General features: G+C 42.3%; 18 protein-coding genes. 11 read left to right on the top strand and 7 right to left on the bottom strand.

Annotated features, from left to right (window positions below; genetic code table 11):
- Positions 1-40 precede the first annotated feature (40 nt).
- From PFZ69_RS08330 to PFZ69_RS08320, 3 genes are all read left to right on the top strand, one after another.
- Positions 41-1,138 (top strand): DEAD/DEAH box helicase, encoded by a 1,098-nt coding sequence (locus PFZ69_RS08330; RefSeq protein ID WP_270180540.1) that lies wholly within the window; start codon positions 41-43, stop codon positions 1,136-1,138.
- Between the two features lie 118 nt (positions 1,139-1,256).
- On the top strand, positions 1,257-3,125 hold the full coding sequence (locus PFZ69_RS08325) for a cation:proton antiporter (protein WP_270180539.1): 1,869 nt from the start codon (positions 1,257-1,259) through the stop codon (positions 3,123-3,125).
- A gap of 88 nt (positions 3,126-3,213) precedes the next feature.
- Positions 3,214-4,533: an FAD-dependent oxidoreductase gene (locus tag PFZ69_RS08320; RefSeq protein ID WP_270180538.1), complete on the top strand. Its 1,320-nt coding sequence runs from the start codon at positions 3,214-3,216 to the stop codon at positions 4,531-4,533.
- A gap of 29 nt (positions 4,534-4,562) precedes the next feature.
- Here the strand turns inward: PFZ69_RS08320 and PFZ69_RS08315 are convergent, their stop codons facing one another.
- A complete protein-coding gene (locus tag PFZ69_RS08315) occupies positions 4,563-5,960 on the bottom strand; it encodes an MFS transporter (protein WP_270180537.1) in 1,398 nt (465 codons plus the stop codon).
- A 175-nt stretch (positions 5,961-6,135) separates the two neighbouring features.
- Between PFZ69_RS08315 and PFZ69_RS08310 the strand changes: the two genes are divergently transcribed.
- The 3 genes from PFZ69_RS08310 to PFZ69_RS08300 all read left to right on the top strand — a co-directional run bounded on the left by PFZ69_RS08310 (position 6,136) and on the right by PFZ69_RS08300 (position 10,197).
- The gene (locus tag PFZ69_RS08310) at positions 6,136-7,122 is read left to right on the top strand and encodes a LacI family DNA-binding transcriptional regulator (RefSeq protein WP_270180536.1); all 987 of its coding nucleotides are present in this window, start codon (positions 6,136-6,138) and stop codon (positions 7,120-7,122) included.
- A 163-nt stretch (positions 7,123-7,285) separates the two neighbouring features.
- Entirely contained in the window at positions 7,286-8,680 is a 1,395-nt protein-coding gene (locus tag PFZ69_RS08305) for a sucrose-specific PTS transporter subunit IIBC (protein ID WP_270180535.1), read from the top strand.
- A gap of 62 nt (positions 8,681-8,742) precedes the next feature.
- Positions 8,743-10,197 (top strand): sucrose-6-phosphate hydrolase, encoded by a 1,455-nt coding sequence (locus tag PFZ69_RS08300; RefSeq protein ID WP_270180534.1) that lies wholly within the window; start codon positions 8,743-8,745, stop codon positions 10,195-10,197.
- 35 nt (positions 10,198-10,232) lie between these two features.
- On the opposite strand, the gene PFZ69_RS08295 is transcribed toward PFZ69_RS08300, so the two are convergent.
- Positions 10,233-11,024 (bottom strand): SDR family NAD(P)-dependent oxidoreductase, encoded by a 792-nt coding sequence (locus tag PFZ69_RS08295; protein WP_270180533.1) that lies wholly within the window; start codon positions 11,022-11,024, stop codon positions 10,233-10,235.
- A 337-nt stretch (positions 11,025-11,361) separates the two neighbouring features.
- Here PFZ69_RS08295 and qoxA point away from each other — a divergent pair, with 337 nt between their 5' ends.
- From qoxA to qoxD, 4 genes are read left to right on the top strand one after another with little or no spacing between them, the layout of a single operon-like run.
- Entirely contained in the window at positions 11,362-12,372 is a 1,011-nt protein-coding gene (gene qoxA, locus PFZ69_RS08290; protein WP_270180645.1) for a cytochrome aa3 quinol oxidase subunit II, read from the top strand.
- A 17-nt stretch (positions 12,373-12,389) separates the two neighbouring features.
- Entirely contained in the window at positions 12,390-14,321 is a 1,932-nt protein-coding gene (gene qoxB / locus PFZ69_RS08285; protein ID WP_270180532.1) for a cytochrome aa3 quinol oxidase subunit I, read from the top strand.
- 14 nt (positions 14,322-14,335) lie between these two features.
- Complete coding sequence (qoxC, locus tag PFZ69_RS08280; RefSeq protein ID WP_270180531.1) at positions 14,336-14,944, top strand: cytochrome aa3 quinol oxidase subunit III; 609 nt, start codon at positions 14,336-14,338, stop codon at positions 14,942-14,944.
- Position 14,945: 1 nt separating this feature from the next.
- Positions 14,946-15,269: a cytochrome aa3 quinol oxidase subunit IV gene (qoxD, locus tag PFZ69_RS08275; RefSeq protein ID WP_270180530.1), complete on the top strand. Its 324-nt coding sequence runs from the start codon at positions 14,946-14,948 to the stop codon at positions 15,267-15,269.
- A 42-nt stretch (positions 15,270-15,311) separates the two neighbouring features.
- On the opposite strand, the gene PFZ69_RS08270 is transcribed toward qoxD, so the two are convergent.
- The gene (locus PFZ69_RS08270; RefSeq protein WP_270180529.1) at positions 15,312-15,593 is read right to left on the bottom strand and encodes a spore morphogenesis/germination protein YwcE; all 282 of its coding nucleotides are present in this window, start codon (positions 15,591-15,593) and stop codon (positions 15,312-15,314) included.
- 179 nt (positions 15,594-15,772) lie between these two features.
- Here PFZ69_RS08270 and PFZ69_RS08265 point away from each other — a divergent pair, with 179 nt between their 5' ends.
- Positions 15,773-16,945, top strand: a complete 1,173-nt coding sequence (locus PFZ69_RS08265; RefSeq protein ID WP_270180528.1) for a GNAT family N-acetyltransferase — start codon at positions 15,773-15,775, stop codon at positions 16,943-16,945.
- 63 nt (positions 16,946-17,008) lie between these two features.
- On the opposite strand, the gene PFZ69_RS08260 is transcribed toward PFZ69_RS08265, so the two are convergent.
- The 4 genes from PFZ69_RS08260 to PFZ69_RS08245 form a co-directional block, all read right to left on the bottom strand.
- Positions 17,009-17,884, bottom strand: a complete 876-nt coding sequence (locus tag PFZ69_RS08260; RefSeq protein WP_270180527.1) for a helix-turn-helix domain-containing protein — start codon at positions 17,882-17,884, stop codon at positions 17,009-17,011.
- Positions 17,881-19,026: a DUF2515 family protein gene (locus PFZ69_RS08255; RefSeq protein WP_270180526.1), complete on the bottom strand. Its 1,146-nt coding sequence runs from the start codon at positions 19,024-19,026 to the stop codon at positions 17,881-17,883. The genes PFZ69_RS08260 and PFZ69_RS08255 overlap by 4 nt, the downstream gene beginning before the upstream one ends.
- 136 nt (positions 19,027-19,162) lie before the next feature.
- Positions 19,163-20,092, bottom strand: coding sequence for an ATP-grasp domain-containing protein (locus tag PFZ69_RS08250; protein ID WP_270180525.1), 930 nt, complete (start codon positions 20,090-20,092; stop codon positions 19,163-19,165).
- A gap of 159 nt (positions 20,093-20,251) precedes the next feature.
- On the bottom strand, positions 20,252-21,484 hold the full coding sequence (locus PFZ69_RS08245; RefSeq protein ID WP_270180524.1) for an aminopeptidase: 1,233 nt from the start codon (positions 21,482-21,484) through the stop codon (positions 20,252-20,254).
- Between the last annotated feature and the right edge of the window lie 129 nt (positions 21,485-21,613).

Genomic DNA, 21,613 nt, shown 5'->3' with positions numbered 1-21,613 from the left:
GGTACGCCTGCTTCTTTTTCGATAGAAAGCAGGGTAAGTGATGAATGAGTTTATCAAAATGGGTATAGATAAGAAAACGATCGAAGTTCTAATAGAAAATGGTATAGAGACGCCTACTGATATACAGAGAAAGATGATTCCTACGATATTAGAGGGAAAGGATGCGATCGTAAGGGCTAGAACAGGTACAGGAAAGACGTTAGGATTTCTTCTTCCTGCAGTCGAAAGGCTTAAATCTGTTGAAAATAGGGTAAACGTGCTTGTTATAACACCTACTCGAGAGTTAGCGATTCAGATCACGAATGAAGTGATGAGCCTTTTACCAAGAGAAGAACAAGCAGTTGCAGTATACGGTGGGCAAGCTATTCAAATCCAAATCGACCGTCTTAAGGAAGCGGCGATAGCTGTTGGAACACCAGGAAGACTACTTGATCACTTGAGGCGTGGAACGATCAACCTCAGTTCAGTATCATTAACCATTCTGGACGAAGCGGATCAAATGTTACATATCGGCTTTTTACCAGAAGTGATGGAGCTGATGAGCGTTCTCCCGGAAAACAGACAAACAGTTCTTTGCTCCGCAACGATGCCCGAACCTATTAAAGAGCTTTCGAACAAATTTCTGAAAACTCCTTTAGATTGTTATGACGATTCCGTCTTGAAGGTTCCAGATATCAAACAAACCGTTTTTGTTACAAAAGCCAGGGAAAAACTGGGGACTTTATTGATGATCCTGCACCAATTTCGGCCATATAAAGCCGTTTTATTCTGTAGAACAAAGAGAAGGGTGGATCGTTTAGCCGAATCTCTCCGTGAAAAAGACTACAAATGTGGGATATTCCACGGGAACCTTTCTCAAGCTAAAAGGGAACAAGTTGTTGAGGAATTTCGAAACGATGAGATTCAATTTCTTATTGCGACGGATATTGCGGCAAGAGGTCTTGATATCGAGGCGGTGACACATGTGATCAACTATGACATTCCCATCGATGTTGAGGGGTATGTTCATCGGATTGGAAGGACTGCGCGAGGGGGAGCTCAAGGTATAGCCGTTACACTTGCTACTCCTTCAGATGAGAACATGCTACGAATGATCGAAAGGTCCTTACAAATACAATTAAAAAGAAAAACGTTGTAGGAGCACTATTTACTAATTTCAAAAAAACGTGAGCAGAAATCCATACAATTTTACTGAAATCATTTAAAGTTATAGAATACTTAAATATAAAAGAACTGATTTGATAAGGAGGCTACCTGTGGTAGATTCGATCTTGTTTAATATCATGCTTGTCGGCGTCCTAGGTGTATTTTCACAGTGGTTTGCCTGGCGCTTTAACATGCCAGCCATCGTAGTCATGTCCATCATCGGACTGCTTGTAGGTCCGATCTTCGGAATACTACACCCAGATAACGTTTTTGGAGAGTTGTTCGATCCATTTGTTTCTATCGCAGTTGCAATTATTTTATTTGAGGGAAGTTTGAATTTAGATTTTCGCGAAATAAAGGGACTAGGAAAACCTGTGGGTAGAATCGTAACCGTGGGTGCCTTTCTAGCATGGTTATTAGGTTCTCTGTCTGCACATTATGTGGCAGGGTTATCATGGGGAGTAGCGTTTGTGATCGGTGGTTTGTTTATCGTGACCGGACCGACCGTCATCTTACCGTTATTGAGACAGGCGAAACTTAAGCCAAGACCAGCCAAGATATTAAAGTGGGAAGGAATCATCGTAGACCCACTCGGTGCACTTCTTGCGGTATTCGCGTTTGAAATCATCAAGTTTCTTCAACTTGAAGAAGCTACGCCTACGGTCCTTCTCTTCTTCTTCTTAGCATCCCTCTTTGCGACACTGTTTGGATTCTTATGTGGACGCGGAATCGGATGGATGTTTGAGAAAGGGTACGTACCAGAATTTCTAAAATCTCCAGTAGTGTTTGGTGTCGTGATCTTATGTTTCACAGTAGCGGATGAGATCTCACATGAAACAGGATTATTAGCAGTAACTGCAATGGGGATCACGATTGCAAATATGCATATCTCGTCGATCGATGATATGAGGCATTTCAAAGAGAACATTTCTGTTTTACTCATATCGACTGTCTTTATCATGCTAACGGCATCTCTATCCGTCGAAACGTTATTGGAGATCTTCCAATGGCAGATCTTAGCGTTCGTACTGTTGATGCTCTTTATTGTAAGACCACTATCGATTTGGCTGTCTACACTTGGAACTGATCTTTCTTGGCAGGAAAAAACGCTTGTCGGATGGATTGCACCTCGTGGAATCGTCGCATTAACGGTTGCAAGTTATTTTGCCAGTGTTCTACTCGATGCAGGATTTGAGGATGCAAAGATACTGATCTCCTTAACCTTTGCCCTTGTCTTCGCAACAGTTGTTGCCCATGGTTTCTCTATTCGCTGGACAGCTGAAAAGTTAAATCTAGCGAGTGACGAGCAGCCTGGTGTTGTCATCGTGGGAGGGAGCTCATTCAGTACCGCTCTTTCACGTACGCTTCAACAGTTAAAAGTACCTGTATTAGTTACTGATTCATCTTGGAAAAGATTGATTACGGCTAGAAAAGCAGGTGTTCCTTTTTATCGAGGAGAAATTCTTTCAGAGCAAACGGAATATCGGTTAGATTTGACTCCGTACGAATATATGATTGCCGCCACAGAACTTGATTCATATAACGCGCTCGTTTGTACAACGTTCGTTCCTGAAATAGGAAGGAACAACCTCTATCAACTCAGCCTTCGAAATGACAGAGGTGATGACATCGAGGAGCTCGTCCATACGATCGGAGGGCGAATTGCTTTTCGTGAGGGAGCGACTTGGGAACACTTAAATCGAAAAGTTGAAAGTGGCTATGTATTACGTAAGACGAACATCACTCAGCAATATAACTATGACCAATACCTAGAGGAAATCGATGAAGAAACGGTACAGCTGTTCATCAAAAAGCCTTCAGGAAAGCTCGAATTTTTCTCACATGACTTCGAGTCGAGCGCTGAAGCAGGGGATGTCGTCGTTAGTTTGATGCCTCCGAGTAAAGAGTTTAATCGTATCCAGCAAAAGCTTGAAAAGCAACGAGGTGAAGACGAAAAGGTCCAAGAACGTCAGGAATGACGTGACGGGCCTTTTCCTTTTTTTATATGGGTAAGGAACGGTCGTCATATGGTATGCTGACTAAAAAGGTAGGAACCGGAGGGGTCACATGTATGATGTCATTATAATCGGAGCAGGAGTCAGCGCCATATTCATGGCTCATAAGCTGACGAAACTGCATCCTAACGCCAGCATTTTGATGATCGATAAAGGAAAAAAGCTTCATGAGCGAACGTGTCAGGGAGACGGTTGCGACTGTGAAGTTTGTGATCAATACATAGGTTTTGCCGGGCTTGGTAAATCAGAAGGGAAATTTAACTATACGAATGATTTTGGCGGTAGCTTAGGAATGAAGATTGGCAATCAGAATGCGCTACTTATGATGAAAGAAGTCGATAACGTGATTTGCTCGTATGGAGGAGGAACTGTACCGAGCTATCAAACGCATAATCCACAATTAGCTTCCGAAGCGGAGCAGCATGGATTAAAAGTGCTATCAACGACCGTTCGCCATCTCGGCACGAAACGATCAACAGAAGTTTTCCAAAACTTATATAATGATTTGAACCGTCACATCGATTTCCTATTCGAAGCGGATGTCGTGGAAGTGTCGAAGGAACGTGATTTTTCAGTGAGAACAAATCATGGAACTTTCAGATCAAAAAAGGTTGTCCTTTCGACGGGAAGCAGCGGCAGTGAGTGGATGTTAGAGAAATGCGAGGCGTTAGGACTTCGTAGAGGCCCATCCCGGTTAGACTTAGGGATCCGAGTTGAGATGAGGGGAGATCAGCTCCAAACAATTTTAGAAGATACTTTTGAAACAAAGCTCCACTTAAAAGGTACTGATTACGAAGCGACAACGTACTGTATGAATCCGAATGGTCGTATCATACGAAAACATCAACATGGCCTTGTTATGCCTGACGGTCAGAATCAATTAGAAAAAGGGAAGAGTCAAAACCTTAACTTCACTCTTTTTGTACCTACAATCTTTGCTTCTAAAAAAGAAGCGGATGCTTTTGCTCAACACATTATCGGCGGTATTAATCGGGAGAGAGGGCGTGTAGTCGTTCAGCGACTTCAGAACTTGTTAGATAGAATCGCTACTACAGATGAAGCCCTTATGGAGAACACGATACGCCCTACTTTGTCAGCAGAACCAGGAGATTTAAGAGAAGAAGTGCCAGCGAAATACATTACGGCAATACTAGAGTTCTTACAATCGGTAGAAGAACTTATTGGTGAGTCGATCGACCACGATACGCTGTTATATGGGATAGACGCCAAATTTTATGAGCCGAAAATCAAGACGAATCAATGGTTTGAAACGGATGTGGAAGGACTTTATCTAATCGGAGATTGTTCCGGCGAAACACATTCATTGTCACAGGCAGCAGCGAGCGGACTTTATACTGCTGAACATATATAAAGACCGGCCTTTTCGGCCGGTCTAAGGGTCTATGAAATAGGTCGCTCAGACAATTTCCTTTCATGCTTCAAGCGGAACTTCAATGTGAAAACACTTAACGCCACAATCGCTACAAGACTTAATCCGATATAGAGGTTGCTATAGATGATATTGTCGCCTAATTTCGCTAGTGGATTTAAGGCTAAGGACACATTTTGCATGTCCAGGAGACGACCGAATATCGCTGAACTGAATGCGCCTGCCATGAAGTTTAATAAGTTGAAGACACCCATTCCCACTCCGTTTTGATGCTCGGGTAAAATGGAAGAAATCAAGTCAGCAGTAGAGCTCTGAATCAATGGAAATCCAAGGTAAGCGATCAGCAAACATGGAACGATGATCCAGGCTGCATAACCTGAGAATGTTGAGATAAAAAAGGTTCCGCTCGCAATGAGTAGTAGTGCGAGCTTAACTACTGTCGTAGCGCCTTTTTGCTCAATAAGCTTTCCACCAAATTGACCGATTAACCCGGCTGCCATAGCACCAGGGAATAATACGAGCCCGATCGATAGCGTAGACAGTTCGTTTAAATCACGTAACATGATCGGTATAACAAAAATAAGGCCAAATAGTGCTGAAGTGCCGAGAAAGCTTGTAAGTGCTGTGATCGTATATTTGGTATTTTTTAAAATAAGTGGATCGATAAAAGGTTTCTCGATGGTAAACGTACGATATAGAAACAACCCGAACAATAGTACGAATAAAGCAAGTAAGTACCACAAGAAAGTCGTGATATAAATGAGCAATGCTGCTACTGAAGCAGCCATCAATAACGCTCCAGGAATATCGACGGAACCCTTCCGCTTTTCTTCATTAGGTAACCATTTACGGAACAAAGGAATCGCAAAAAACGTCGCTACTGAAAAAAGGAAAAGAACCCTCCAATTCATCGTACCTCCGACGACGCCTCCAATGATCGGACCTACACCAGAAGCGAATGCAACTGTTGAGGAGATGAGTCCGAATACGCGTCCTTTTTCATTTGGAAGGAATCGAATCGGAACAATGAATGCGAGTGCGGGGATGGTGGCACCACCTGCAGCTTGTAATAACCTTGCTAGAAGCAGTGTTTCGTAATTGGGAGAGATAAACCCAATAAATGCTCCTGTCGCAAAAATACTAATTCCGATCGTGAAAAGAGTTTTGATCGGATACATATCCGCTAGCTTTCCATACATGAGTGACCCGATTGCGAAAACGAGAATATATCCCGTTAGTACCCAGCTCACTTCAGACGGACTTAAATCGAATGCAGCTGCAATATCTGGTATTGCAACATTAAACATCGTACCGTTCATAACGGCAAAGGCAAGAATGGTACACACCAAGATGATCAATCGTTTTCGTTCGTTCGGCGTGAATTCCTTGCTTATATGTGAATCTGGCATGAATACCCTTCTTTCTATTTAGGAACTCGAAATAATTAGTACCATCTAATGATAGAATGGAACGTCCGTGATGTAAATTAACTAGCCTCATAGTAAACGCTTTTACCAGTTATAGACAAATTGCGGATAATCTATTATGATTAGATTGGTAAATCTCGCGAAAGGGGTGAAGAATATGACCACCATCAAAGATGTAGCAAAACGGGCAGGTGTTTCAAGAACCACCGTCTCTCGAGTATTGAACGATAATGGTTACGTGAGCCAGGAAGCAAGAGAGCAGGTTTTGAAAGCAGTCCAAGAAATGGGTTATATTCCTAGCGCCCATGCGAAAACGATGAGAACGAAGCGCTCTGGTGTAATCGGAGTCATTCTTCCAAGGATCAGTACGGAAACTGCGAGTAGGGTAGTCAATGGAATTGAGCAAGAACTAGCAGAGAACGGCTATCAAATTCTACTTACGAATACACAGCTAAAACCAGAAAAAGAGATAGAAAATATTAAACTCTTAAGAAGTCGTCAAGTAGACGGGATTATTTTACTTGCTACCAATCGGAATGAAGAATTATTGCAGACGATAAAAGAAACGAACAGTCCATTTGTAGCGCTCGGTCAGGAGCTCGAAGGCGTTACCTCTGTCGTGTATGACGATTATAATGCTGCATTCTCTATAGCGGAGTCCCTAATTTCAAAAGGACATCAGCGCATAGGCTTCATTGGTGTGCAAGAAACCGATCATGCTGTTGGTGTTCTTCGTAAAGAGGGATACAAAGATGCAATGAAAAAACATAACCTATCGATCGATGAAGAGTGGATTCAGTATGGTGACTTCACGTTTGAATCCGGGTATGAAGCAGCTGAAAGATTAACGAGTGGTACTAGCATGCCGTCAGCTATTTTGGCCGTAACAGACCGAATGGCGATCGGTGCGCTCGGGTGTTTGAAAGAGAAGGATATTCGAGTACCAGAGGACATGGCCGTCTTCGGAATTGGTGCATCTGATCTCTCAAAACATGTTACACCCGCTTTATCCACGGTTGATTATTTTAATGAAGATGCGGGACGTCAAACAGCGCAGCTCATTTTAAAGCAGCTAAAAGGAAAAAGCCTTGAAAACCAAAAAATTAAACTTAGTTATAGACTTATTGAAAGAGATAGTGTATAGTAGCAAATGAAAACGATACCATATCTTTTTCTACTGATGTGGAATCGTTCACACAAATTGATTCAATCTGGAAATAAGGAAAGAAGTTAGCGAGTGCTTGTAAGCGCTCGCAATAAAATAACCTTTGTGGAATCGATACCACACTTAGAAAGGAGTAAGGAAAATGGCTTCAAATAGAGAGATTGCACAAGAAGTAATCGATGCGATCGGAGGAGAAGAGAACATCCAATCTGTTGCACATTGCGCAACAAGACTCCGAATCATGGTCAAAGACAAAGAAAAGATCGATCAAGAAAGAGTAGAAAATATAGAAAAAGTAAAAGGTGCCTTTTACAATTCTGGTCAATACCAAGTTATTTTTGGTACGGGTACTGTGAACCGTATCTTCGATGAGGTATCTGCCCTCGGTTTAGCGGAAGCAACAAAATCGGAACAAAAAGAGGAAGCAGCTAAGCAAGGAAGCGCTTTTCAACGCGCGATCAGATCGTTCGGGGACGTATTTGTTCCAATCATTCCAGCTCTTGTAGCTACTGGTTTATTCATGGGACTACGTGGACTCGTTCTTCAAGAAGAAATACTCGCATTGTTTGGATTAACGCCTGGTGATATTTCAGATAACTTCGTATTGTTCACCCAAGTGCTTACGGATACAGCGTTTATCTTCCTGCCAGCGCTAGTAGCATGGTCAACGTTCAGGGTGTTCGGGGGTAATCCGACCATTGGACTTGTCCTTGGTTTGATGCTCGTAACGCCAGCCCTTCCAAATGCTTGGGAGGTAGCGGCAGGAAATGCTGAGCCTCTTAAATTCCTTGGCTTTATCCCAGTAGTTGGGTATCAGGGATCGGTTATTCCAGCATTCGTAGCAGGTTTAATCGGTGCGAAACTTGAGAAACGGATTCGAAAGATGGTTCCTGAATCACTAGATTTAATATTAACGCCGTTTCTAGTATTACTGATCATGATTACACTATCACTGTTTGCAATTGGACCGATCTTCCACACAGTTGAAGAGTACATCATGGATGGAACTGTATTCATTCTTGATCTTCCGTTTGGTCTAAGTGGCTTGATCATTGGATTCTTCCACCAGATCATCGTTATCACAGGTGTGCATCACATCTTTAACTTCCTAGAGATTCAGCTTTTTGAGAATCTTGGTTTTAACCCGTTTAACCCGATCATTTCAGCAGCGATCGCAGCTCAGGGTGGTGCTGCACTTGCAGTCGGTATGAAGACGAAGTCTAAGAAACTTAAGGCACTTGCGTTACCATCGTCGCTTTCTGCTTTCTTAGGAATTACTGAACCAGCGATTTTCGGGGTGAACCTTCGCTACATGAAGCCGTTCGTAATGGGACTAATCGGCGGAGCGGTAGGTGGATTCCTCGCTTCATTATTCAAGTTAAAAGCTACAGGACTTGCTGTAACAGTTATTCCAGGTACGCTATTGTTCTTGAACAGCCAAATCTTCCTTTATATTCTTGTAAATGTAATCGCGATTGGAATTGCCTTCGCCTTAACGTGGATTTTTGGCTTCAAAGATAGCATGTTAGATAAATAATTTTTATGAAGGGGGTCTGCCTAGACTCCCTTTTACAAATATAAACGAGTTAGGTGATCGAAATGACGACTAGAAATGAGGAACTAATTCAGTTAGCGCTTGAAGACATGGAGGTGCACAGAGACACGGTGATGTCTGATCCGCATCTTCCGCACTTCCACCTTATGCCGCCTGTTGGACTTCTTAATGATCCAAATGGTTTTATTCAGTGGAATGGGGAATATCACGTCTTTTTCCAATGGATGCCATTTAAAACAGGACATGGTGCTAAGTTCTGGGGTCATTACACATCAAATGATTTAGTGAATTGGACATTGCGTTCCCCGGCATTGTCACCAGGTGACTGGTTCGACAAAGATGGATGTTATTCAGGTAGTGCGATATGCCATGACGATAAAATGTTGCTGTTTTATACAGGTAACGTGAAAGATGAAAACGGAAATCGTGAAAGTTATCAATGTATTGCAGAGTCGAGCGATGGTATTCATTTTAAGAAAAATGGTGTGGTGCTTGATTTGCCAGAAGGATACACGGCACACTTCCGAGACCCTAAGGTGTGGAAGCATGAAGATACTTGGTACATGGTGATTGGCGCACAAAATAACAAAGAAGAAGGGCGAGTTGTCCTATTCGAATCAACTGACCTTCGAAACTGGAGTCTGAAGGGTGATGTTACAGCATCCAAACACAAGAAGCTTGGTGAATTTGGATTCATGTGGGAATGCCCGGATCTATTTCACTTAGATGGAAGCGATGTACTGCTCTTTTCCCCTCAAGGTCTTAAACCAGAAGGTTACGCTTATCAAAACGTATATCAAACAGGTTATCTATCAGGAAAGCTCGATTATAAAACAGGGCGCCTTGATCATGATGCCTTTACTGAGCTCGATCGAGGATTTGAATTTTATGCACCTCAAACGACCGAGGATGAAGAAGGTAGACGTCTCCTTATCGGATGGATGGGTGTACCGGAACAGGATGAAGAGCATCATCCGACGAGAAAGCATAAATGGATCCATACGCTGACGATTCCTCGGGAACTTCACTACCGAGACGGAAAGCTGATTCAACTACCGGTGGAAGAGCTAAACGACATGCGTCAGAACAAAACGGAAGTTGAAGCGAGCCTCTACAATGAGCAGATGGAGCGAGAAGAGCTTAATGGCAAGGTATATGAATTGCTCGTCAACGTAAAAGAGGTAAAGGGATCTTTCTCGGTTACGTTTAGAAACGCAGCAGAGATGGTATACGATGCTGATGAAAAGCTGCTTACTTTTAAACGGAATAGCTTTGTTGATGGAACGGAAGAGTCTAGAAGCTGTAAGATGGATTCTGTTACACAACTGCGTTTTTACGTGGATTCTTCATCGATTGAGGTGTTTATTAACGGTGGGGAAGAAGTTTTCACTTCGCGCTACTTTCCTTCTGAAGAAGATGAGAGCCTTCTATTTAAATCCGAAGGTGAGGCTAAGTTTGAAGTAACGAAATGGAACATTAAGAACCATATCACCATATAAAATGAAAGAGCCTGGCCGAATGGCCAGGCTTTTTGTTATACAGATCGAATAATGCCGCCTTCAACTCGTTGAGCTGATCCATTGATCGCTGAAGATAATGGAGATGCGAGGTATGCCACTGTGTTTGCAACTTCTTCTACTGTTGCGAAGCGTTGGATAAGAGATGTTGGTTCATTGTCTTTGAAATAATCTTTCGTAAATTGCTCTAGATCTTTATTCTCTTCTGCAGCAGCGCCTTTCATGAAGCCAGCTACCCCCTCAGTCCAGGTTGGTCCTGGTAAAACGGAGTTAACAGTAACGTTCGTTCCTTTCGTCGTTTCAGCAAGGCCACGTGAAAGGCTGATCATCGCACCTTTTGAAACGGAATATGGAATCATTTGAGAAAGTGGTTTTACTCCCGCTTCACTTGCGATGTTCAACACTCTTCCTGAATTCCTTTCAAGCATAGATGGCAGGAAGTTTCGAGTAAGTCTCACTGCACTGATGACATTTGTTTGGAAATAAGTCATCCATTCTTCATCTGTCACTTGATCGAACGGTTTGACTTCAAACATTCCCATATTGTTAACAAGAATATCTACTGCGCCGTGTTTGTGTACTTCTTCAACAAAACGCTCACTTTCATGCTGTAGTGAAAGGTCTGCTGCAATGCCGTACACCTCTCCGAATGAAGATAGCTCTTTAACCACACTATCTACACGTTCCTTTGAACGACCATTGACGATGACGTTTGCTCCTTCTTTAAGCAATACCTCGGCGATACCTTTTCCGATTCCAGAAGTAGAGCCCGTAACGACGGCTAGCTTATTTTTCATTTGTAAATCCATGATAATCTCCTTTCAAACAACCTTTGTTCCTCGACAACTGTATCAAACAATAATACAGTTGTTCAATAAACTTGCCTGCCCTAGGAAAAACTCGCCTACTAAGGTTAAAAAATTCCACAATTATGTACAAAGTTTGTACGAAATGTGTCGAAAAAGTGATAGAAACTTGAGCAACTTTTGACACATTGTGATGTGTATCACATTTTTATTATTGCCCTGCTAGAATAATAGTTGATACTGCGAAGCACTGTCATTAAGCGGTTTTATCAGGTTGAAATTATGATTTTACTATAGAGAAAGAAAGGAAGGTGGCCTTGCGGTGAAGCGAATAAAGTCGATGCTAGCTTTCGCCCTGTTCATGTCTGTCATTGTTCTGAGCGGCTGTAGCAACTTAACTGTGCTTGATCCAAAAGGACCCGTAGCGGAACAACAAGCAAATCTGATTCTTTTCTCCATTGGATTAATGCTGTTTATAGTTGTTGTCGTTTTCGTTCTGTTTACAGTCATACTTGTAAAATATAGAGAGCGAAAAAGCGGACCTGAATATGAACCTCCAGAAATTGAAGGAAATGTATTTTTAGAAATTGTTTGGACGGTTATTCCGATTATTATTTTGATTGCACTTGCAATCCCAACAGTAAAAACAATCTATGCGCTAGAAGAGCCTCCTGAAGCAACGGCTCACAAAGAACCTGTTGTTATTCATGCGACTTCCGTCGATTGGAAGTGGGTGTTTAGCTATCCTGAAGAGGATATCGAAACGGTTAACTACATCCACATTCCAGAAGATCGTCCTATCTTATTCAAGCTTGCTTCTGCTGATTCAATGGGATCATTCTGGATTCCATCATTAGGTGGTCAGGAATATACGATGTCCGGAATGATGACAGAACTTTATTTACAGGCAGATGAACCAGGAGAGTATCGAGGCCGAAACTCGAACTTCACAGGTGAAGGCTTCACAGAGCAGGTGTTTACTGTCACAGCTCAAACGGAAGAAGAGTATGCAGAATGGGTTGATGAGGCACAGGACGCGCCTGAATTAACTCAAGAAAAATACAACGAGTTGATGTTAAAAGGTCATGCTGAAGAAATGACATTCTCCTCAACGCACCTTCAATGGGTCGATCACGGTATGGATGCAGAATATGCAACAAGAGTACGGAATGGTCTCCCGTTAGATGAGTATAAAGAAGGAAATTCACATGGATCTCACGGTGGACATGAGGGTCACGACGAACATAAAGATCACAAAGATGATGAAAGTCATGACAGCCATGAAGGACATGAAAACCATGATGAACATTCGAAATCTGAAGATAAAGGCACTCACTCTGAGTCGCACTAAGGAAGGAGGAAGTCACCATGAAATGGGATGAATTTTTCGTCACAGGTGATCCACTTATATATGGTGCCGATGTTTCTATTGCGTTAACGTTGATCGGCGTCATTTTTGTTCTGACATATTTCAAGAAATGGAAGTGGCTTTGGACAGAGTGGCTCACGACTGTTGACCATAAGAAATTAGGTATCATGTATGTGATCGCTGCAGTCCTTATGTTATTCCGAGGCGGTGTAGATGCCCTCTTGATGAGAGCGCAGCTCACAGTTCCGGACGCAGGATTCCTGGACTCCACTCACTACAACGAAATTTTTACAACTCACGGTACGATCATGATTATCTTCATGGCCATGCCGTTCTTAATTGGTTTAATGAACGTCGTTATTCCTCTCCAAATTGGAGCGAGGGACGTAGCCTATCCGTTTCTTAACGCGGTAAGCTTTTGGACGTTCTTTATGGGAGCAATGCTCTTTAATATTTCATTCGTTATCGGAGGATCTCCTTCTGCTGGGTGGACAAGCTATGTTCCATTAGCAGGACTAGAGCTGAGTCCAAGCGTAGGACAAAACTATTACTTACTCGGCTTACAGATCGCGGGTATCGGTACATTGTTAACAGGAATTAACTTCCTCGTGACGATACTGAAAATGAGAGCACCTGGAATGACGCTTATGAAGATGCCGATCTTCACTTGGTCAACCTTGATCACATGTGTGATCATCATCTTCGCATTCCCAGTGCTTACAGTAGCTCTAGCACTTATGACATTCGACCGTTTGTTCGGAAGTCATTTCTTTACATTGATGGACGGCGGTATGCCGATGCTATGGGCAAACCTCTTCTGGATTTGGGGTCACCCTGAAGTCTATATCGTTATTCTTCCAGCGTTCGGTATGTTCTCAGAAATTATCAGTACGTTTGCACGTAAAACCATTTTCGGATACAAAGCAATGGTTTACTCAATGGTCGTAATCGCAGGGCTGAGCTTCCTTGTTTGGGTTCACCACTTCTTTACGATGGGAGCAGGAGGAGCAGTTAACTCGTTCTTCTCCATCACGACGATGCTCATTGCCGTGCCAACGGGTGTGAAGATCTTTAACTGGCTATTCACCTTGTATAAAGGTAGGATCCGATTCACATCAGCGATGCTATGGTCACTCGCCTTCATACCAAACTTTGTTATCGGTGGGGTGACAGGAGTCATGCTTGCAATGGCAGCAGCTGACTACCAGTACCATAATACGTACTTCCTAGTCGCTCACTTCCACTATGTATTGATCTCGGGTACTGTGTATGCTTGTTTTGCAGGACTACACTTCTGGTATCCAAAAATGTTCAACCACCGCTTAAACGAAAAGCTAGGCAAGTGGACATTCTGGATCTTCGTAGCAGGATTCAACTTATGTTTCTTCCCGATGTACTTCCTTGGTCTTGCGGGAATGCCGCGTCGTGTCTACACGTATGGCGCAGCAGATGGTTGGATGAGCTTGAACGTTTTAGCAACTATGGGTGGTATTCTAATGGGAATCGGATTCTTGATTCTTGTTTATAACATCTACTATAGCTTCCGTTACTCTCCACGTGAGACAACTGGAGATCCTTGGGATGGTAGAACGCTTGAGTGGTCAACTGCAGCACCAATTCCGTTCTATAACTTTGCACATGTGCCTGAAGTTAAAGGACATGACGCTTATTGGATTGCAAAGAAAGAAGGAACAGATAAAATTAAGAAGCCATATAAACCGATTCATATGCCAAGTAACTCTGGTGTACCGATTATCATGAGTACGTTCTTCTTTATCTCTGGATTCGGTATGGTCTTCTCTTGGCACTGGATGTCGATTGCTGGACTAATTGGAGTACTAGCAACGATGGTGATGCGTTCGTTTGATTATGATAAAGGCTTCTACGTGAGCGTAGAAGAAATTGAAAAACTTGAACAGACTACCAAATAAAGGAGGCGTGACAGATGGATGCAGTTGAACATTCTCCAAATACGCCTTTAGAGTACCAGACGGAAACGGGTCGTCTTAATATTCTCGGCTTCTGGATTTTTCTTGGTGCAGAGATCGCGCTTTTCTCCACGCTTTTTGCGACCTATTTTGTATTAGACGGGCGCACAGCAGGTGGTCCTGTACCGGCAGATCTATTTGAAGTAAAAGGTGTACTAATCGAGACTTTCTTGCTATTAACAAGTAGTTTTACTTGTGGACTCGCAATTCATTATATGAGACGTCATTCATTAAAAGGGCTAGTCCTATGGATTGGGATTACCCTGGCTCTTGGACTATCGTTCCTCGGCTTTGAAATATATGAATTCATTCATTACATTCATGAAGGAGCGGCATTAACGACTAGCGCTTACTGGTCTGCATTTTTCGTACTGACTGGTACGCATGGTGCCCACGTCGCGATGGGTATCGCTTGGATCGCTCTTATCTTGATTCAGTTAAAGCAACGTGGTTTAACTCCAGACACGTCAAGAAAAGTATTTATATCAAGTCTTTATTGGCATTTCCTTGATGTTGTATGGATCTTTATTTTCACAGCAGTTTATTTACTAGGGATGGTGATGTAAGATGGCGAATAACGAGCAAACTCACAGCCATTTCCCATGGAGTCACGTTATTGGATTCGCTCTTTCAATCATCTTGACCTTATTTGCACTATGGGTAGGCTTTGAATCTGGACTAAGCAACACGATGATCATCGTTGTTGTCGTTGCACTCGCGCTTTTTCAAGCGGCTATCCAGCTCCTCATGTTTATGCATATTTCAGAGAGCGAAGATAGTAAGTATCAAGTGGGAACGATTCTATACTCCTTGTTTATCGCGGTTGCAGTAGTAGCCGGTTCGATCTGGGTTATGTCATTTGGTATGGATCATATGCATATGCCTATGTAAGACGAAAACACCGTTCACCTCAAGGGGTGGACGGTGTTTTTATTATTCCATCGAAGATACTTTTTTTGCAGCTGCACGTTCGCGGATAATTGGCAGCGCAAACAGAAGGAATGCAGCTAGGTGAGCAAACAATACATTGATCACAAACAGTGTGATAAAAATTGTATGAGCAGCTGGTGTCATACCTCCGCCAATATAGAAGATGAGAAGAGCCCAGTTGGCAACTATGAATGGCGTGTGGATATATGCAAGCTTTCGATAGTCTTTCCAAAGAAATAATGGCGTTGCTGTAATAACAAATAAGTAAACCATAAATACGTCCATGAGATCCACTCCTTAATTGATACCGCTTTCAAAAGTATTTATAAACTAAACTCAACATTTAATTGTGAATGTTTTGTTACAATTAGTATACCATAAATGTTCGAAAATTCTACACATATTATCGAAACATCAAACGCTTGTTATGGTTCTCTAAGGATAAGGAAATGGAGGGAGCAGTCATGAGAAAACTAAATAAGTCTGAAATGATGGATGTCATACGCCTCTCAGAGTATGCGTTTCAATATGATGTACCGAAAGAAGAGCTAGATAAAAAGCTAAAAGCATACAGCGAGCATACTGTGTGGGGAGAGTTTGAAGATGGAAACTTAGCAGCAAAAATCCATATTATCGATCTGCACACGTGGATAGCAGGAAAGCGGTTTGCAATGGGAGGGATCGCTTCTGTAGCATCATACCCAGAGTATAGAAGAGGCGGAAAGGTTGCAAAGCTCCTTCGCCATTCGCTATCAGAGATGAAAGAGAATGGGCAAACGGTATCGTTCCTACATCCATTTAACATCGCCTTTTATCGTAAGTTCGGGTGGGAGATCTTTAGTGATTGGAAGAAAGTCACGCTAAAAAAAGAGGATTTTAAACAACTTCCTGCTGCAAGTGGAACCGTTCGAAGGATTGCAATCGAGGATATGTTCGAGCAGCTCAACCCCATCTACGAGGCGTTCGCTGCTAAATTTAATGGAATGTTAGAACGTGATGATGACTGGTGGAAGACTCGCGTTTATTCTGATGGTTATCAGTTCGCAACGTATCGAAATGGTGAAGGTAAATTGATGGGGTATGTTTTTTACAAAGCGAAAGATCGTAATCTTGAGGTGGAAGAATTCGTTGCCCTCGATGGAGATGCTAGAAGAGGTTTGTGGAACTACTTATGTCAGCATGACTCGATGGTCGATGGTGGAACGCTATTGTTAGACGAAAGCGATCAGCTGCCATACCTACTTGAAAATCCAAAGCTTAAAACGGAAGTAGAACCATATTTTATGGCTCGAATCGTAGATGCTGAAGGCTTTCTTAACGAGTATCCCCTGACCACAGGGGGAGAAACCCTCTTTCTACATGTATATGATGAACATGCAGAATGGAACAATGGTACATATCTACTTGAAGAAGACAAGGTGAAGGTGTTCCGTGGAGATAACCAGAATAGTTCATGTGCCCACCCGCCAAAGCGAGGGCTTCGCTGCAACATCAATACCTTAACAGCAGTGATGATGGGATATCAAAAGCCAGCATTTCTTTATGAAGCAGGTTTAATCGAAGGACCTGAGCAAGACGTAAGAAAACTTGAAAGAATTGTATCGAATCAAAAAACGAACTTCATGGACTTCTTTTAATAAAAGCAGGCTGTTTAGAAAACCTAAACGGCCTGCTTTAATCGTTAGCTCATGTCGTTTGCCTCACACCGTGCCCTGAAGAAATTCCTTCTCCACGTGTGCTTTAAGTTCTTCTTGGTTTTGTAAATCGAATATCGTGTGCGCTTTTTCGAAATGCTTGATGGATTCCCTTTCTTCTCCATTTAGATGGTGATTAAAGCCAATCTGGAAGTGCAGTTGTCCAAATAAATACATGCTGTTGGTATGGATACAATAATCGATCCCCCGTTTACAGATCGTAATCGATTCATCATGTTCATTATTATTACTAAGGGCTTTCGCAAGATTGTAAAACAACCGTATCTTAACTGTATGATCGAGTACTCGCTTCAAGCGATTATGTTGTTCGATCAGCTCTTTATACAATGAAATAGCTAGCGAGAGTTGTTCTGTAAGTAAATAGATGATGCCTTTACTATTTAGAATTTCAATCTCTCTTTCACTATAATATTTGTTCGTATACGTTAGCTTAAATGCCTGGTCGATCATAGAAATGGCGGAATGCGCTTCTTGGTAGAGGTGATACTGACAAATACCGTTGTGCCACATAATGAACTGCTTGAATTCCAAGTTTTGATGATAAAGTGGATTGCGAAGTTCTGTTCGAACGATCTCCTCAACCTTTTTATAGTCAAATTCTTTAATCGCATTTCTTACTTGAAGATAGACTTCATGAACATAATCGATCCTTTCGATCAACGTTCTTTCGAAGAAGTAATTAATATCGACACCGAGTCGATTTGAAAGTTCGTAGAGAGTTGGAGCCAGTGGATAAACGTCCCCTTTTTCAATCTTACTGATCTGAGCCTGAGAGCAAATGCCTCTACTTAATTCCTTTTGAGAGAATCCTCTATATTTTCTTAGGTTCTTGATTTCGATGCCTAGTGCCGCAAACGTCATGGAATCAACCCAATCGTATGTAGTAATGTGATTTTTTCGAGCATTTCAAGAGTACGACAGTGAATTCGCTGAATGTTACCAGATGAATCGATTTCTGACGGAATAAGATCGTTTAAGCAGTCCCCACTTGTGAACCAGTCATGTATGGTCGGTGATTGATGCGCGACTTCCTTCCAGACTGTTAATTCAGGACTAAAAATACGAGGTCCGGTTTGAACCTCACAATTAGTTAATACCCTTTTCTCACCTGGAATTCCTTCTTTTACATGGTGAAAAAGATGATTCCAGTAGTCTTTTCTAGACCCTGTATGAGGGTGGTGTACGCACCAATCAAGGACCGCATCCGTGGTAGCTTTCTTTGAGAACAGTAGATAGTAGAGATGCTTTCCAAACTTGATTCGCTCTCTTAGATGCGAAAAGTGGTGTACGGTTGCCCCTGATAACAACACGTTCTTTCCATCCTTCATCGGGAACAAAATCGTATTCGTATTCAGTACATCCTGAAGCTGAAACGCTAATGTATTCAAGACAGCAGTTTTGAAATGATTATTCTGAATGATGCGGGAATCGATATAGTTTTGTTCATTGATGATTAATGCACTTGTAAGCAAGTGAGGGTCATTGGTTTTCCAATAGTAAGTCCAGATCACTTCCATAAACGATGAAACATGGAGATGAGGCAGTAGGTAAAACAGCGGCTTCGACTGAAGAATACTATATTTGTAGATCAATAGTTGAGGGTACGCATCTTGAAAGATCAACCAGTTTCCCCGTTCTAAAAACGAGAAAAAATCGTCTCGTTTAGAAGGAGAGAGAATGATAGGCAAGTACTCTCCTTTTAAGTCTGTCATCGTCCAACCTGCATTTCTTGAAACCATATGCGCAAGAAGAGACCAGTGAATTTCTTCGTACTCCAAATAGAAACGTAAATAAGCGTTTGTCCGAGTGATATTGTCACGATTAGCAAGCTTGGTTTGGGTTCTGATCGCATGTAACACCCTTTTATCTTCCTGTGAAAGCTTCTTAGTCTTTTCTATGTGAGTTCCTTTGCGCGCTTCTTTTAACTCCTTTTTAAGCTCTTTCCAATATGGAGGTGTTTTCTTCTTAGGCATAAGGCTTATATTAGCTAGTAATCCATTCAACGTACACACCTCCCTCACTCTTAAAGTGTATGCTCGAGTTTCAAAGTGAGAAGATGATACGCATATCCTACCTAACTAGAGGTATAGACATCTATACATAGAAAGAAGCTGCCGAGGCTACTCGACAGCTTAGCAATTATAGTTGCACTTGCGCTAGTGCATGTTCTAGCGTCTTGGCAATTTCTCGCATTCCAGAAAGATTACTTACTCTCTCTGCATCTGGGTTGTAATTTGTATTTGTGTTCACATCGTACGTGAATAATTCGCCATTTTTGTTCTCTATGCACTCGATTCCTGCGAAAGTAATACCGTTCGCTTTCAAGAAAGATTCATAGTTTTTCAAAATAGGATGGTCGAAGTCCTTGATGATCTCGAACTTTGGTTTTTCAGTAGTTGGGCAAAACGAATCGCCAACCTGGCAAACGTCTGCTGGGCAAAGTTCAAATCCTTCAGATGTATCTACGCGGACGGCATATAAAAACTCACCGCCGACAAATTCACACCGAGTGATCGAGGAGTCAGGAGATTCAATATAATCTTGGAGAAGCGTGATCCCATCGATCGACTCTTCAAAGTCATCGCTTTCTACATACTGCTTCAATGCATCCTTGCTTTGGAATAACTGGACACCGAGGCCTTTCCCTGCCCGGTTGTGCTTTGTGATGAACGGACCATCGAAGTTGTCGGCTGCTTCGATAAGCGGATCTTTACCTACGGCGGCAATGGTTTTTGGTGTTGTAATTCCGTGTTGTCTGAGCGCATTGTATTGCGCAACTTTACTTACTTCAAGTGCTAGCGCACGACGATCGTTCAGTACCAAACGTCCGTGGCTTTCAAGCCAGGAGAGCACTGCAGCCGTATATTCAGGCGCATAGCGATGACCTCTTGTGTGTGAAGAAGCGCTCATTCGGTTATAAAAAACTCCTTCTGGAGGAACAGTTGTTAAATCAAGCGATCCCTCGTGTAAAAACCAGTCTTCAAACGGAACTCCGAGTTTTTCTAGATGAACTTTTAAAGGTTCCGTCCATTCTTCATTCTCATGTATGATATAAACCTTTGCACTCATGATATTGCCTCCTCTACGAATGACAGAAATTCCTATAGATTTACTCAAGTATAAAGCAAATCGAGTAAAATTCCTAGCGTGACGGCAGTGAGGCAGATACAGTTTGGCACTGCTCAAAAGAAAGGCTAACGAGTAATCTCGTTAGCTTTAAGTCTACGATTAAAAAGCCCAGTTGCCGTTCCTGAAGACCGGTTCGCTCGTACCATCGCTCTTAATTCCATCGATGTCCATTTCTTCAGAACCGATCATGAAATCGACATGCGTCACACTTTCGTTAGCACCTGCTGCTTCAAGCTCTTCTTTCGACATGTTTTTTCCGCCTTCTAAACAGAAGGAATACGCATTTCCGATTGCAAGGTGATTCGAAGCATTTTCATCGAACAAGGTGTTAAAAAAGATCGTATCTACGTTCGAGATCGGGGAGTCGTGGGGCACGAGAGCAACTTCTCCTAGGTATCGTGCACCCTCATCCGTATCGAGTAGATGTTGCAAGGTCTCATCACCCGATTTTGCTTCTGCTTTGACGATGCGTCCTCCTTCAAACGTTAATGAAAACTCTTCGATTACAGTACCACCATAGCTTAGTGGTTTCGTTGAGGTCACGACACCATTAACGCCATGTTTGTGCGGAATCGTAAACACTTCTTCAGTTGGCATGTTCGCGACGAAGTGGTCTCCCTTAACATTTTCACTGATTCCACCTACCCACTGGTGAGCTTCAGGAAGCTCGATCGTTAAGTCAGTTCCAGGTGCACGGTAGTGAAGCTTGCTGTAATGCTTTTCATTTAAGTAATCTACTTTTTGCTCGAGGTTTGCGCTATGTTCTTTCCAAGCTTGAACCGGATCTCCCGTTGAGACGCGCGTTGCGTCAAAGATAGCTCCCCATAACAGCTCTTCTTGCTTATCTTCTGGCGAATCAGGGAAAACCTTAGCAGCCCATTGTTTAGAAGGAACAGCAACAACTGACCAACTGTTGTGATCTGACATGATGTAATCACGGTACTTTTCTAGGGCTTTACCCGCCGTTTTGCTGGCATTCGATATGCGTTCAGGGTCGATGCCTTTCAATAAGTCAGGATTCGAAGAAACGATCGAAAGGAAAGCAGCATCGTTTTCTGCTAGTTCTTCAAAACCTTTTGCCTTCCACATTGGGAACTCTTTGAATGCTTCATCTGGAGCTTTTTCGTATTTGATTCGAGTTAATGTTTCATCATTCCACTCGACGTGTACGTTCTTAGCTCCTGCGTCATAGGCACTTTCAGCAATTCTTCTAACAAAATCAGCTGAAGTAAGCGGTGCGTTTACGACAAGGGTTTGTCCTTTTTGGATGTTAACCCCGACCTTAACGGCAAGGTCAGCATACTTTTGTAAATTTTCATGAAAGGTGGTCATATATAATCTCCTTTATCCGTTTATAATCATACAAGTTCAGTTTATCAGATTTATTGGGAAGCAGTGAATATTTATTGAAAGCGCTATCTTGAAACAAGTTTCTGGAAAAATAGTCGGTGTTCAGGATAT

This window comes from Alkalihalobacillus sp. CinArs1 (assembly GCF_947387515.1).
GTDB lineage: Bacteria > Bacillota > Bacilli > Bacillales > Guptibacillaceae > Guptibacillus.
This window is presented reverse-complemented; position numbering and strand designations above follow the sequence as displayed.